Source organism: Streptacidiphilus melanogenes (assembly GCF_000787835.1).
GTDB classification, from domain to species: domain Bacteria; phylum Actinomycetota; class Actinomycetes; order Streptomycetales; family Streptomycetaceae; genus Streptacidiphilus; species Streptacidiphilus melanogenes.
On sequence record NZ_BBPP01000043.1, the window covers coordinates 30,675 to 44,919 of the forward strand.

12 protein-coding genes and 1 pseudogene are annotated in these 14,245 nt (G+C 71.6%); 9 read left to right on the forward strand and 4 right to left on the reverse strand.

Going from position 1 to position 14,245, the window contains the following annotated elements; all coding sequences use genetic code 11:
• Positions 1 to 37 precede the first annotated feature (37 nt).
• The 4 genes from TR49_RS32080 (at position 38) to TR49_RS32095 (ending at position 5,442) form a co-directional block, all read left to right on the forward strand.
• Positions 38 to 802, forward strand: a complete 765-nt coding sequence (locus tag TR49_RS32080; protein ID WP_042387860.1) for a TIGR03089 family protein — start codon at positions 38 to 40, stop codon at positions 800 to 802.
• 317 nt (positions 803 to 1,119) lie between these two features.
• Positions 1,120 to 1,758 carry a LytR C-terminal domain-containing protein gene (locus TR49_RS32085; protein WP_052434818.1) on the forward strand — a complete coding sequence of 213 codons (639 nt, stop codon included), beginning with the start codon at positions 1,120 to 1,122 and terminating at the stop codon, positions 1,756 to 1,758.
• A 426-nt stretch (positions 1,759 to 2,184) separates the two neighbouring features.
• Positions 2,185 to 3,681, forward strand: a complete 1,497-nt coding sequence (locus TR49_RS32090) for an LCP family protein (protein ID WP_052434819.1) — start codon at positions 2,185 to 2,187, stop codon at positions 3,679 to 3,681.
• Between the two features lie 21 nt (positions 3,682 to 3,702).
• Positions 3,703 to 5,442 carry an LCP family protein gene (locus TR49_RS32095; RefSeq protein WP_152627556.1) on the forward strand — a complete coding sequence of 580 codons (1,740 nt, stop codon included), beginning with the start codon at positions 3,703 to 3,705 and terminating at the stop codon, positions 5,440 to 5,442.
• Between the two features lie 43 nt (positions 5,443 to 5,485).
• On the opposite strand, the gene TR49_RS32100 is transcribed toward TR49_RS32095, so the two are convergent.
• Positions 5,486 to 6,508 carry a glycosyltransferase family 2 protein gene (locus TR49_RS32100; protein WP_042387862.1) on the reverse strand — a complete coding sequence of 341 codons (1,023 nt, stop codon included), beginning with the start codon at positions 6,506 to 6,508 and terminating at the stop codon, positions 5,486 to 5,488.
• Between the two features lie 196 nt (positions 6,509 to 6,704).
• On the opposite strand from TR49_RS32100, the gene TR49_RS32105 reads away from it, so the two are divergent.
• A complete protein-coding gene (locus TR49_RS32105; protein WP_042387864.1) occupies positions 6,705 to 7,934 on the forward strand; it encodes an LCP family protein in 1,230 nt (409 codons plus the stop codon).
• Positions 7,935 to 7,941: 7 nt separating this feature from the next.
• On the opposite strand, the gene TR49_RS32110 is transcribed toward TR49_RS32105, so the two are convergent.
• The 3 genes from TR49_RS32110 to TR49_RS32120 all read right to left on the reverse strand — a co-directional run bounded on the left by TR49_RS32110 (position 7,942) and on the right by TR49_RS32120 (position 9,972).
• Entirely contained in the window at positions 7,942 to 8,544 is a 603-nt protein-coding gene (locus tag TR49_RS32110) for a DUF4865 family protein (protein WP_042387866.1), read from the reverse strand.
• A 32-nt stretch (positions 8,545 to 8,576) separates the two neighbouring features.
• Positions 8,577 to 9,161: a TetR/AcrR family transcriptional regulator gene (locus TR49_RS32115; protein WP_042387868.1), complete on the reverse strand. Its 585-nt coding sequence runs from the start codon at positions 9,159 to 9,161 to the stop codon at positions 8,577 to 8,579.
• Between the two features lie 67 nt (positions 9,162 to 9,228).
• Positions 9,229 to 9,972: a GntR family transcriptional regulator gene (locus TR49_RS32120; protein WP_042387870.1), complete on the reverse strand. Its 744-nt coding sequence runs from the start codon at positions 9,970 to 9,972 to the stop codon at positions 9,229 to 9,231.
• A 245-nt stretch (positions 9,973 to 10,217) separates the two neighbouring features.
• Here TR49_RS32120 and TR49_RS32125 point away from each other — a divergent pair, with 245 nt between their 5' ends.
• From TR49_RS32125 to TR49_RS32140, 4 genes and pseudogenes are all read left to right on the forward strand, one after another.
• Entirely contained in the window at positions 10,218 to 11,381 is a 1,164-nt protein-coding gene (locus TR49_RS32125) for an ABC transporter substrate-binding protein (protein WP_042387871.1), read from the forward strand.
• Positions 11,378 to 12,262 (forward strand): ABC transporter permease, encoded by an 885-nt coding sequence (locus TR49_RS32130; RefSeq protein ID WP_084725651.1) that lies wholly within the window; start codon positions 11,378 to 11,380, stop codon positions 12,260 to 12,262. Before TR49_RS32125 ends, TR49_RS32130 begins: the two co-directional genes overlap by 4 nt.
• Positions 12,263 to 12,345: 83 nt before the next feature.
• A complete protein-coding gene (locus TR49_RS32135; protein WP_042387948.1) occupies positions 12,346 to 13,173 on the forward strand; it encodes an ABC transporter permease in 828 nt (275 codons plus the stop codon).
• Between the two features lie 56 nt (positions 13,174 to 13,229).
• A pseudogene (locus TR49_RS32140) lies at positions 13,230 to 14,245 on the forward strand (ABC transporter ATP-binding protein); the annotation flags it as partial.

Below are 14,245 nucleotides of genomic sequence, written 5' to 3' on the forward strand. Positions count from 1 at the left end.
CCCTTCGCCCGGCGCACGCCGTAGGCTGGGCACCACCATGAGCCAGACACCCTTCAGCGGCGCAGAGTCCCCCGCCGATCTGCTGCGCTCCCTCCTCGAGGACGATCCCGCCCGCCCGCTCATCACGTTCTACGACGACGCGACAGGAGAGCGTGTCGAGCTCTCCGTCAAGACGTTCGACAACTGGGTGGCCAAGACCGCGAACCTGCTGCAGGACGAGCTGACTGCCGCGCCGGACGACCGGTGCGCGCTGCTGCTGCCCGCGCACTGGCAGAGCGCGATCTGGTTGTTCGCCTGCTGGTCGGTGGGGGTCCTGGCCTGTCCGGGCGGTGATCCGGCCAAGGCGCAGCTGGTGGTGAGCGGGCCGGACACCCTGGAGGAGGCGCTGGCCTGCGAGGGCGAGCGGGTGGCGCTGGCGCTGCGCCCGCTCGGGGGGCGGTTCCCGCAACTGCCCGACGGGTTCGTGGACTACGCGGTCGAGGTGCCGGCGCAGGGCGACCGGTTCGTGCCGTACGCGCCGGTGGACCCGTCGCGCCCGGCGCTGGAGATCGACGGCGAGCAGCTGAGCGGCACGCACGTGGTCTCGCTGGCGGCGGAGCAGGCGCGGCAACTGGGGCTCGACGAGCAGGACCGGGTCCTGTCGACGCTCGGCTACAGCGACTGGGACGGTCTGGCCGGCGGACTGCTGGCTCCGCTGGTCGTCGGCGGCAGCGTGGTGCTGTGCCGGCACAGCGGGTCGCTGGCCCCGGAGACCATGGCCCGGCGGATCGAGGACGAGCGGGTCACCCGCCGCCTCGGCTGACGCCGCGACACCCCGGCAACGAGCGGGTCACACCCACGCCCACACCCACCCGGTCGACGCTCCGCCGACCGGTCGACGTCACCCGGACCGGTGAACGCGGGGTCAGGCCGCGCCCGAGCGCCCCCGGTTCGGGGCTCCGCCCTCCGCCCGGCCCGACGTGGCGGGAGGTCCGTGTCGAGCCCGGCGCCGACGCCGGCCGGGCGGACGGAGGCGCAGGACGCCCGCGCCGCACCGCGGTCCGCTCCCGTTACGCTGGCGCCCCAGGAGAGCCCGGCGGCCGGCGGTCGGCCGGGAACAGCCGGGGAACGGAGCGACGGGTGGGCACGCGCGGCAAGGGCGGCGGCAGGCGACGGGCGGGCGCGCCCGGCACCGGAGCGGCCGCGGGATCCCGCGCGGAGGCCAGAGCCCGTGGGCGCGGGCGCGGCGGCGCGCGCAGCGGCCCCTGGATGGCGGCCGCGGCCGGCTTTCTCGTGCTGGCGGGGGCGGGCGGCTTCCTCGTGCTCCACGACGGCGGCGCCGCGACGAGGGCCACCGCCAACGACGCGGCCTCGCCGTCCTCGTCCGCCGGCTCCGCCTCCGCCGCGCCGAGCTGCGGGGCGGAGCCCGCCGACACGGCCTTCCCGGCCTCGGGGCCGAAGGCGAAGCCGCTCGACGTCCGGGTGACCGTGCTGAACGGCAGCGGCACCATCGGGCAGGCGGAGGCGGTGCTGAGCTGGATGCAGAACACCGAGAAGTACCTGCGCACCAGCAACGGCGGCCCGGCCGCCCACCAGTCCACGACGACGCTCGTCTACGCGCCGAACCATGCGGACCAGGCCCGCACTCTGGTCGCCGCCCTCGGCCTGCCCGCGTCCGCGCTTCACGGGAACGGCACCTCGAAGGGGCTCAGGGATCCGATGGTGCTGACGCTCGGCGCCGACTTCCACGGGACCGGGAAATCTTTTTCCCGCTGCTGAAGCCGTTGCCGGGAACCGATCCCCGCACGGCTGCGTCCGTGCTGCCCGGGAGGTTCCCGCAGATCGTGAACCGAGTGGAATTCCTTGGGCACGGTGCGTGACACGACGCGCCGGAATTAAGGATTTCGCTCTCTCGGCTCCGGTTCCTCCCTCTTGTGAGGCACAGGCAACGGATCGCTAAAGTTTGCGGACGCAGCGCGCGGGGGCAGGGCTGCGGACCGGACGTCACCGAGGGGGGACCAGCCCTTGAACCACGAGGACCACCGCGTGGGTGTGACCATTTCGGACACACCTGATCAAACGCACCGAAGCGGAGGTCGGGCCGCCGCCCGAAAGGCCGTCGGCAAAAAGGCGCCCCGCGGCAGACGAATTCTCAAATGGACCGCGATCGGCGCCGCGGCATCGGTCCTCGTCGCGGCCGGAGGAATGTACGTCTACATCAAGGTCCTTGATTCCAATTTCAAGACCGGGGCCCTCGGCAACGGAAAGGTCGACGTCGCCGCGCCCAAACCGGACAAGTTCGGACACGTGCCGCTGAACATCCTGGTCATCGGCTCGGACGCGCGGTCCTCCAGCGCCGACTGCGACCTCGGCGGCTCCTGCGACGGCAGTGCTCCGCACGCGGACGTCGAGATGCTGCTGCACGTCTCGGCCGACCGCAGCAACGCCTCCATCCTGAGCATCCCGCGCGACACCCGCGTGGACATCCCCGCCTGCACCGACGCCAAGGGCGTGACGCACCCCGCACGGCCCTTCCAGCCGATCACCTACAGCCTCAACTACAACGTCCCCGGCTGTGTGGTCGACACCTGGGAGGCGCTGACGCACATCCACATCGACCACTGGGTGATGGTGGACTTCTCCGGCGTGGTGAAGATGGCCGACGCCGTCGGCGGTGTCGACGTGTGCACGCGCCAGAACGTGATGGACTACCAGCGCCAGTACTACGACGGCCAGTGGCACGAGGTCGGGTCTCACCTGGAGCTGCCGGCCGGCACCCACAAGGTCACCGGCGTCCAGGCACTGGAGTGGCTGCGGACCCGGCACGCCTTCGAGGACGGCAGCGACGTCGGCCGCGCCAAGGCGCAGCACCTCTACCTGAACTCCCTGATCCGCCAGATGAAGTCGGTCGGGACCATCGCCAACCCGCTCAAGTTGAACTCGCTGGCGCTGGCGGCGACCCACGCCGTCTCCATGGACCACGGCCTGGGCAGCATCGAGGCGCTGAGCTCGCTGGCCCTGGACGTGAACAAGGTGCCCTCCGACCGGATCACCACGGTGACGGTGCCGCACCACTTCCAGGCGGACCCGGCCTCGCCGAACAACCTGCCGGTGGTCCTGAACGACTCCGCGCACGGCCTGTTCGCAGAGCTGGCGGGGGACACACCGCTGGACGGCAAGGGCGCCGCGGGGAGCCCGGGCCCGTCGGCCACCCCGGCGCCGTCCACACAGGTCGACAAGGCCGCCGTCCACCTCGACGTGCAGAACGGCAGCGGCGTCAACCACCGCGGCCAGGTGATCACCGACGCGCTCGCCGCCGACGGCTTCACGCACGCGGTCCGGGACACCCTGCTCGTCGACTACGGCGTGACGACGCTCGTCTACCCGAGCTCCGAGCAGGCGCAGGCCCAGTCCGTGGCGGCCGCGCTCAAGCTGCCGACGACGGCACTCAAGAGCTCCGCCTCGGCGACCGGCCTGACGCTCCAGGTCGGCGCCGACTGGAAGTCCGGCACGACGTTCCCCCAGGCCGCCCCGGCGGGCGGCGGGCTGCCGACCGACGCGGAGTACCAGACCGCGTCGGACTCGTCGCAGTGCATGGACGTCAACCCGGCTCCCTACGCCAAGTTCGCACCAGGCCAGACCCACTACATCTACAGCTGGACCGGCTCGACCCCGCCGAGCGTGCCGCAGGCCAACGGCTGACCGGGGCGGATCCAGGAGGGGGTGACGAAGTTGAGCGACGAGATCCCACCGCAGGAGTTCGACCGCGGCTTCGACGCGAGCGCGGAGCGCGCCCGCAGACGTGGCGGTGACACCTTGACGGGCGCGCTGCCGCCGACGGCCGAGGGGGACGGCCGGGCGGCGACGCGCAGGAAGGGCGCCGCGGGCAGCGGGCACCGGAAGCGGCCAGGCCGCAGGAGACGGGTGCTCACGTGGACGGCCGTCGCGGTCTCGTCCACGGTGCTGCTGTCCGCGGCCGGGCTCTACGTCTACGTGAAGGTGCTCGACAGCAACATCCACGCCGAGCCGCTCCATTCGGGCGGCCCGGGCCCGAAGACCGTGGCCGAGAAGTCCGCGGGCGGCAACCTGCCGATCAACGTGCTGATCATCGGCTCGGACTCGCGCGACAACTCCGACGACGTGAGCCTCGGCGGCTCGACGTCCTCCGTGGGCGGGCCGCCGCACGCGGACGTGGAGATGCTGGTCCACATATCCGCCGACCGCAGCAACGCCTCGATCACCAGCATGCCGCGCGACACATGGGTCCAGCCGTACGACTGCCAAGGCAGGCAGCTCGGCCACCGCAAGATCACCGAGACGCTGGCCTACGGGCCCAGCTGCGTGGTCGACACCTGGGAGAGCCTGACGCACATCCAGATCGACCACTTCGTCATGCTGGACTTCTCCGGCGTGGTGAAGATGGCCGACGCGGTCGGCGGCGTGCAGGTCTGCACCAAGGAGAACGTGGCCGACTACAAGATCAGCTACGACACCGACGGCGAGCACGAGGTCGGCTCGGACCTGGTGCTGCCCGCGGGCCGCCACACGATCTTCGGCGTCCAGGCGCTGGAGTGGCTGCGCACCCGGCACGCCTGGGAGGACGGCACGGACATCGGCCGCACCCACGCCCAGCACCTGTACCTGAACTCGATGATCCGCACGATGAAGTCGGCGAACACGCTGCTCGACCTCGGCAAGGTCAACGCGCTCGCGCAGACCGCGACGTCGGCGCTGACCGTGGACCCGGGCCTGAAGAGCATCGAGGCGATGACCTCGCTGGCGCTCGAGTTCAACAAGGTCCCGGCCAGCCGCGTCACCACGGTCACCATCCCGTTCGACCACATGACGGCCCCCGGGCAGAGCGATCCGAACAACTGGGATCCGGCCCTGAACGCCGACAGCGACAAGGTCTTCTCGATGATCGCCAACGACATCCCGCTCGACAAGGGCGGCTCCTCGACGGCGCCGGGCGCGAGCCCCACGCCCTCCGCCACGCCGAGCGGCACCGCGCCGGCGGTGGACAAGGCGAGCGTCCGGATCTCCGTGCAGAACGCCGGAGCCGAGGGCCGCGGCCAGCAGATGACGGAGCATCTGGTCGCGGCGGGCTTCTCCGCGGCGGCGCGGGACACCACCGACGTCACCGGCACGACGCAGCTCAGCTACCCGGCCGCGGACCAGGCGCAGGCGCAGGCCGTCGCCGCCGCGCTGGACCTGACGCCGAGCGTGCTGAAGGCCGACCCGTCGGTCAGGCACCTGGTGCTGCGCGTCGGCTCCGACTGGCCGAGCGGCTTCGACTTCCGCGACACCCTGCCCAAGCAGGGGGCCGTGCCGACCTCCGCGGTCACCCAGAACGCCCAGAACGACAGCGGGCAGTGCATGGACGTCTACAAGCCCTACCAGTGGTCGGGAACGCCCCCGCAGGTCCCCCAACCGGCCGGCTACCGCCCGTACACGACGCCCTGAGGCCCGAGCACCGCCCCCGGCCCGTCCGGCGTCTACGCGGGGTCTACTCGGGCCGGGAGGCGGTGCTCGCGATGACCCGGCGGGCCAGCGAGCGCGGGCTGGTCAGGAAGCCCCAGCCCCAGGACATGTGCATGGTGGCCAGCGCCACCGGCAGCTGCAGGCGGGCGGAGGGCGACAGGCCCTGGCCCTCCTTGAGCGAGCCCAGCAGGATCGCCGCCGCGTACCCGCCGGGGACGACGAGCGCGACCGGCGTCAGCGCGACGCCCGCGACCAGGCCGGCCGCGCAGCCCAGCAGGGCGGCCGGCGGGGCGAGGTAGCGCAGGTTGACCGAGCCGCGGTGGTAGCGGGTGACCACGCGGCGCCAGCGGCCGTAGTCCTTGTACTGCTTGGCCAGCGCGCGCACGCTGGGGCGCGGGCGGTAGGTGACCTTCAGGTCGGGGGTGAACCAGATCAGGCCGCCGTCCTGGCGGATGCGGTAGTTCAGCTCCCAGTCCTGGGCGCGGATGAACTCCTCGTTGTAGCCGCCCTGCTGCTCCAGCACCTCGCGACGGAAGACGCCCAGGTAGACGGTCTCGGCGGGGGCGGCCTCGCCGCCGGTGTGGAAGGCGGCGTTGCCGACGCCGATCCGGGAGGTCATCGCGGCCGCGACGGCCTTCTCCCACTCGGTCTCGCCCTCGGCCGCCATGATGCCGCCGACGTTCGCCGCGCCCTGCTCGTCGAGCAGGCGCACCGCGGTGGCGATGTAGCCGGGGGTGAGCAGGCCGTGGCCGTCGACGCGGACCACGATCGGGAAGCGGGAGCCCTTGATCGCGGCGTTGAGCGCGGCGGGGGTGCGGCCGGTCGGATTCGGGACGGTGTGCACCTCCCGCGCGCTGCCGGCGGTCTCCGCGACGAGCTGCGCCGCTATCTCGTCGGTGCGGTCCGAGGACGGGCCGAGGGCGATCACGACCTCGATGGCGCCGTCGTACTCCTGCTCCAGGATGCGCTCGACGGCGGTGCGCAGATGCCGCTCCTCGTTGAGGACCGGCATGATCACGGAGACGGCGGGAAGGGGCGTGGCGACCATAGTGCCGCCACCGTACAGCGGGTCGCCGGGACAGTTCCAAAAGGGCGGCGTCAAAGGGCCCCGACCTGGCCGCTTGCCACAGACCTCGAACAGTCGTGTTCATCCGATGGACGATTCGCATCAGCTTTGCTACAGCTTCCCGATATGCCCGGTTCGTCCTACCGGACGGCCGGGAGAGCAGGCATGCTCGGTTGCCATGAGCGAGATGTCCCAGTGGCCCGGAAGCGAGCCGCCCCTGCCGCCCGAGCTGAACCCGCGCAACTCCGCGCCCGGTCGCCAGCGCCCGCGCAGGCCGGCCGGGACCGCCGTGGGCGCGCCCCCGTACGCCCCCGACATGCTGTCGAACGGCTCCGGCGGACCGACCGGTCCGAGCGGTCCCGGAGGCCCGGGCGGGCCCGGCGGCCCGGGGCGGCCGGGCGTCGGCGGAACGCGCCGCGGGTGGTCGCGCGGCCGCAAGATCCGCCTGACGGCGACCGTGCTGGTGGTCACCGTGCTGGCGGTCGGCGGCGGCACCTACGCCTGGGCCGGCACCAAGCTCAACAAGAGCAACGTGCTCACCGACTACGCCGGCCGCCCGCCGGCGGGCAAGGGCACCAACTGGCTGATCCTCGGCTCCGACAGCCGCGCCGGCCTCACCACCTCGGACCAGCAGCGCCTGCACACGGGTTACGACACGGGTGCCCGGACCGACTCGATGATGATCCTGCACATCGGGTCCAACGGGGACACCCTGGTGAGCATCCCCCGCGACTCCTACGTCACCATCCCCGCCTGGACCGACAGCAAGGGCGTCCAGCACGCCCAGGCCAAGCACAAGATCAACGCCGCCTTCGCCGAGGGCGACGGCCCACTGCTGGTCAAGACGGTCGAGTACAACACCGGCCTGCACATCGACCACTACGCCGAGATCGGCTTCGCCGGCTTCGTCAACGTGGTGAACGACGTGGGCGGCGTCGACATGTGCCTCGACCACGCGATCGTCGACAAGGCGTCCGGGGCGAACCTCAAGGCCGGCTGCCAGACCCTGAACGGCACCCAGGCGCTCGCCTTCGTCCGCGAGCGCCACCAGGAGGCCACCCAGGACCTGGCCCGCATGCAGCACCAGCAGCAGTTCCTGAACGCGCTCGCCCACAAGGCGACCTCGCCGGGCGTGCTGCTCAACCCGTTCACGCTCTACCCGACCCTGGACAGCGGGCTGTCCATGCTCCAGGTCGACAACGGCACCGGGCTGACCGACCTCGCCTCGATGTTTTTCGCCATGAAGGGCCTCAAGAGCGGCGAGGGCAAGACCATGACCGTGCCGATCGCCGACGCGAACTACATGACCGCCACCGACGGCGACGCCGTGAAGTGGAACATGACCGAGGCCCAGCAGATCTTCGACGCCTTCAAGAACGACACCAAGGTTCCCTCGTTCTCGAACTGACGTCAGGTCAGCCGAGCCGGTCGAGCTCCGGCGCCGACACGTGGAGGACCTCGTAGCGGTCCGCCCCGACGGCGTCGGCCGGCTCGGCGCCCTCGCCCCACAGGACGAGGGTGACCGACCGCCAGCTGTGCGGGTCGACCGCCAGCGCCGCCGTGTGGACGTCCGGATGCGCGGCCCGCTCCCGCAGGGCCGCGATCTCACGGCCGATCAACTTCTTGAGGCCCAGGCCGTCCTGGGCCTCGTCGGCGTCCGTGGGGAGCTGGGCGACGCGGCGCGTCGCCAGGGCCGCGCGCCTGCCGCGCGCCGGGCCGGCCAGCACCGCCGCGCCGAGCCAGGTGTGGACGGGCACGCGGCCGAAGCTGCGGATGATGTTCTGGAAGCCGCCCCCGTCGAGCAGGAACTCCGCCATCGCGGCCGTGTCGCGCCAGACGTAGAACGGCGCGTACTCGTTGACCGGCGAGCCCGCGATCCCGCGCTCGCGGATCAGGTAGGCCTTGAACCCGAGCCCGGCACGGTCGTCCAGCATCGCGGAGGCGGCCGCGACGCGCTTGCGGATGATCTCCATGTCGTGGTCGGCCGGGAGAGTGATCGGGTACTGCATCGCGTACATGGAACGGACCCCCTGGTCGGAACGGTGAACGGTCAGCCGGCGGACGATCCGGTGGCGAAGGCCGAGAGCAGGCCGAGCACTCCGGCGACGGCCTGCTCGAACGGCTCCGGGGAGCCCTCGGCGCGGGCCAGGACGTAGCCGCCCTGAAGCGTGGCCACCAGGGCGGCCGCCGTCGCCTCGGGGTCGAGGGACGGCGCCAGTTCGCCGGACGCGACGGCCTCCGCGAGGACCGCGGCGAGGCGCGAGCGCAGCCACGCGAGGGTCTCGGTGACGGGGGCGCGCAGCGCCGGATCGGCCATGAGCTCGGCGTCCTGGGTGAGGCCGCCGATCGGGCAGCCGCGCAGCACCTCGCGTTCCCGGCGCAGGTACGCGGTGAGTCGGTCGACTGCTGGTCCGTGGCCGGAGAGCTGGGCGTCGGCCGTGGCCCGCAGCTCCGCCGCCGTCGCGGCGACCGCCGACTGCGCGAGGTCGGCCTTGCCGGAGAAGTGGTGGTACATGCTCCCCTGCCCGGCCCCGGCGCGCTGCAGCACGGCCTTCGGACTGGTGCCCGTGTAGCCGCGCTCCCACAGGAGTTCGCGCATGCTCTCGACGAGTCGTGCGGCGGTGTCGCTGCTCATGCCTTCGACTGTACATACCAGTAGGTACAGTCGCAACGGCCGAAGCCCGGCGCCCCGCCGCGGGCGCTCAGGCCTGGCCGGCCTGGCGGGCCAGCGGGTTGGAGCCGATGGAGTTGGCCACGGTGAAGCTGACCGTGCCGGACACGTACCGGTCGTCGGACCACTCGATGGGACGCCCGGCCGGGGTCGTGGTCACCCGGCGGATGCGCAGCAGCGGGCTGCCTCGGCGGACCTCCAGCAGCCGCGCGTCCTCCGCACCGGCGGCAACGGCGTCGATGACGTGCTCGCCGTAGGCGAAGATCATGCCGATGTCCTCGTAGAGCGCCTGGACGACGGAGATGCAGTCGGCGGGCAGCCGCTCCACCGAGTCGGCCATCCACGCGGCGTAGACGTTGCGCTCCAGCAGCACCGGCTCGCCGTCCAGGCCGCGCACGCGCAGCACCTGGAGGACCTCGTCACCGGGCTTGATCTGCAGCTTCTCGGCGTCCTCCAGGGTCGCCGGACGGCGGTGCTGGTCCAGCACCCGCCCGGTGGCGGTGCGGCCCATCGCGTGCGCCCACTGGGCGAAGCTGCGCAGTTCGGCGAAGCTCTGGCTGCGCCGGTTGCCGAGCACCACGCGCCGGGCGCCCTGGCGGGAGCCGATCCGGCCCTCCGCGGTCAGCGCAGCCACGGCCTGGCGGACCGTTCCGCGCGAGACGCCGTAGCGGGCCGAGAGCTCGGTCTCGGTGGGCAGCGTTCCACCCACCGGGTACTCACCGCGGTCGATGGCCTGCCGCAGCTCCTCGGCGATCTCCTCGTGCCGTGCCGCCACTGTGCGCACTCCTTGTCCTGTCGGCGCCGCTCGGTCGTTCACCCTGGCAGCAACGGCGTGATCGTACCGTTACGTGCACGGTCGACGAAACATCCCATCGGGACGGGGCATTCCGACGGGGAATGGCTTGCGTGTGTTGACGCGCCGTTAACCAAAAGGACACCATTCTCGGGCGTACTGTCATCGACTTGTTCGGACAAGTGATTCCCGATCCGACTGCACTGACGCCTCCTCAGGAGACAATCGTGACCTCCACCCCCGCCCGGGCCGCCGCGCTTACCGGCGTACTGGTCGCCTCCGCACTCGTGCTGACCGCTTGTGGCTCCGCCGCCTCCGTCAAGGCCGGCTCCGGCGGTTCCTCTGACTCGGCCAAGGCTTCCACCGCCACCTCCGCCGCCGACTTCGGCGGGATGGACGCGCTCGTCGCGGCCGCGAAGAAGGAGGGCCAGCTCAACGTCATCACCCTCCCGCGCGACTGGGCCGGCTACGGCAAGCTCATGGACGCCTTCACCGCCAAGTACGGCATCAAGATCAGCGACGAGAACCCCGAGGGTTCCTCGCAGGACGAGATCAACGCGATCACGACCCGCAAGAACCAGGACCGCGCGCCCGACGTCGTCGACGTCGGCGGTGCCTTCGCCGTCCAGGGCCAGCAGCAGGGCCTGTTCGCGCCGTACAAGGTCGCCAACTTCGCCGAGATCCCCTCGGGCCACGCCGCCACCGACGGCACCTGGTACAACGACTACGGCGGCTACGTCTCCATCGGCTGCAACCTGAACAAGGTCAAGGAGTGCCCGAAGACCTTCGCCGACCTGCTCAAGCCGGAGTACAAGGGCCAGGTCGCCCTCGACGGTGACCCGACGCAGGCCAACGCCGCCTTCTCGGCCGTCTACGCGGCCGCGCTGGCCAACGGCGGTTCGCTGGACAACATCCAGCCGGGCATCGACTTCTTCGGCAAGCTGAAGAAGTCCGGCAACTTCAACCCGGTCCAGGCCAAGCAGTCCACCGTCGAGTCGGGCGAGACCCCGATCACCCTCGACTGGGACTACCTGAACTCCGGCTACTCCGACGAGTTCAAGTCCAAGGGCATCAACTGGCAGGTCGTCGTCCCGTCGGACGGCCAGTACGCCGGTTACTACAACCAGGCCATCAACAAGTGGGCGCCGCACCCGGCCGCCGCCCGCCTGTGGGAGGAGTTCCTCTACTCCAACGACGGCCAGAACGGCTTCCTGAGCGGCTACGCCCGCCCGATCCTGATGGACTCGATGAAGTCGGCCGGCACCCTGGACTCCACCCTGGCCGCCAAGCTTCCCCCGGTCACCGGTTCCGCCCCGGTCCCGAGCCAGGACCAGATCACCAAGGCCAAGGCCGTGGTCTCCGCCAACTGGTCGAAGGCCATCGCCGGGTGAGCACCGCTCCCCTGAGCGCGACGCCTGCCCGCCGCCGCCCCCAGCGGGCGGCGGCGGGCCGGTTCGCCGTCGTCCCGCTGCTGCTCTTCGTCGCCGTGGCCTTCGGGGTTCCCGCCCTGGCCATGGCCTACGGTGCGTTCACCACGTACAACCCCGGCAAGCCCAGCCAGTACACGATGGGCAACCTGACCGCCTCGATGCAGGGCGGCTACCTCGACGCGCTGGTCGGCAGCGTCAAGCTGTCGGCGCTCTCCGCGCTGATCTCCGTGGTGGCCGGGCTGCTGGTGGCGCAGGCCGTGGTCACCTCCCGGTTCGCCTTCCTGCGCAAGGCCGTGCTGAGCGCCTCCGGCGTGCTCGCCAACTTCGGCGGCGTGCCGCTGGCCTTCGCCTTCATGGCCACCCTGGGCAACGCCGGCATGCTGACCACCAAGCTGCACCTCGACCAGCACGGCTGGAGTCTCTACTCCTTCAACGGCCTCACGCTGGTCTACCTGTACTTCCTGATCCCGCTGATGGTTCTGAGCGTCATCCCCTCGCTGGACGGCCTGCGCCGCCAGTGGCGCGAGGCGGCCCAGAACAACGGCGCGACCGGTTGGCAGTACTGGCGCCACGTGGCCCTGCCCGTGCTGACCCCCTCGCTGCTCGGCGGCTTCGTGCTGCTGTTCGGCAGCGCCTTCGCCGCGTACGCGACCGCCGCCGCCATGGTCGGCGCGACCGTCCCCCTGATCACGCTGCAGATCGCCACGGCGCTCAGCGGCAACGTCGACCCGAACGCCACGAACATCGCCCTGGCGATGAGCCTGGACATGGTCGTGATCGCCACGCTGGTGATGGTCGTCTACATCCCCCTGCAACGCCGGAGCGCCCGATGGCTGGTGTGACCGCCTCCGCCCTGACCACCGAGGGCAGCCCCGCCCCGAGCACCGCGAACGGCCCCGGCCCCGCCGGCGCCCGTGGCGGCGTGCTGGCCGGGCTCTCCCGGATCCGCTGGGGCCGCGGCACGGTGCTGCTCGTCGCCGGGCTGTACTTCCTCGTGCCGATCGGCACCACTCTCTGGTTCACCGTCGACAACTCGCCCCAGGGCTTCAGCCTCGACGCGTACCGCCAGATCTTCACCGTGCCCGGCCTGTGGCCCGCGCTGCAGCTGTCGCTGCTGCTGGCCGCCGGCACCATCGTGCTGGTCTACCTGCTGCTGATCCCGGCCGTCGTCGCGGTCCGCCTGGGCAGCCCGCGTCTGCGCACGGTCGTCGAGCTGACCTGCACCCTGCCGCTGGTCGTGCCGACCATCGCGCTGACCGCCGGCATCTCCGACGTGCTGCGCTGGTGCAACGACAACCTGGCGCCGACGCCGTTCTACGCCACCTTCCTCGACGCGCAGAACGCGAACTTCCCGGTCGTGCTGCTGCTCGCCTACGTCGTGATGGCCCTGCCGCTGGCCTTCCGCACCCTGGACGCGGGCATGCGCGCGCTGGACGTGCGCACCCTGCTGGAGGCGGCCCAGAACAACGGCGCGAGCCGGGCCCGGGCCATCGTCGCCGTCATCCTGCCGAACCTTCGCTCGGCGATGCTGAACACCGCGTTCATCACCCTGGCCCTGGTGCTGGGTGAGTTCACCGTGGCGTCCATCCTCGGGTACGTGCCCTTCGCCGTCTGGATCGTCAACGGCAACAGCGCCGGCCAGGGCCCCGTCACCGTGGCCGTCTCCATCGTCAGCCTGCTGCTGACCTGGGTGCTGCTGCTCGTCCTCTCCATCGGCAGCGAGCGCCGCGGGCGCGCGCAGGCCCAGCACTGAACCACCGAACTCATGCTTTGTCGAAGCAGTACCTCCGAGGAGCTCCAGGAGTGTCCATGACCACCGACCCCGCGCCCGCGACGACCGTCGCCGCCGTGCCCTCCCCTGCGGGGCCGACGGACTCCTCGGCGCCTGCGGCTGTCGCAGCGCCCGCCACCGCGTCCTCCACCGGCGCGACCGTCCAGTTCGTCGGCCTGCGCCGCACCTTCGGCGCGACCACCGCGCTCGACGGACTCGACCTGACGGTCAACCCCGGCGAGCTGCTGGCCCTGCTCGGCCCCTCCGGCTGCGGCAAGACCACCGCGCTGCGGATGCTGGCCGGCTTCGAGACCCCGGACTCGGGCCAGGTCCTGGTCGACGGCGAGGACGTCACCCGGATCCCCGCGCATCGCCGTGACGCGGGGATGGTGTTCCAGTCCTACAGCCTCTTCCCGCACCTGAACGCGCGCGACAACGTGGCCTTCGGCCTCAAGATGCGCAAGACCGGGAAGGCCGAGCGCCACCGCCGCGCGGACGAGCTGCTGGAGCTGGTGGGTCTGCCGACCCACGGCGACCGCTACCCGCACCAGCTCTCCGGCGGCCAGCAGCAGCGCATCGCGCTGGCGCGCGCCCTCGCCCTGCAGCCGCGCGTGCTGCTGCTGGACGAGCCGCTGTCCGCGCTGGACGCGAAGGTGCGCCTGAACCTGCGCGAGGAGATCCGTCGCCTCCAGCAGGAGCTGGGCATCACCACCCTGTTCGTGACGCACGACCAGGAGGAGGCGCTGTCCATGGCGGACCGCGTCGCCGTCATGCACGCGGGTCGCATGGAGCAGTGCGACACCCCCGCCGAGCTCTACGCCCGGCCCGCGACGGCGTTCGTCGCGGAGTTCGTCGGCACCATGAACCGGATCCCCGGCGCGCTGACGGAGGAGGGCAGGACCGTCGAGCTGCTGGGCCAGCGCCTTCCGGTGGACGGTGCCACGGAGCTGCGCGCCGAGGTGGACGTGCTCGTCCGCCCCGAGAACGTCCTCGTCTCGGCGGGCGGCGGCCAGGGCGCCGTCGTCACCGGCACCACCTTCCTCGGTGCCAGCAC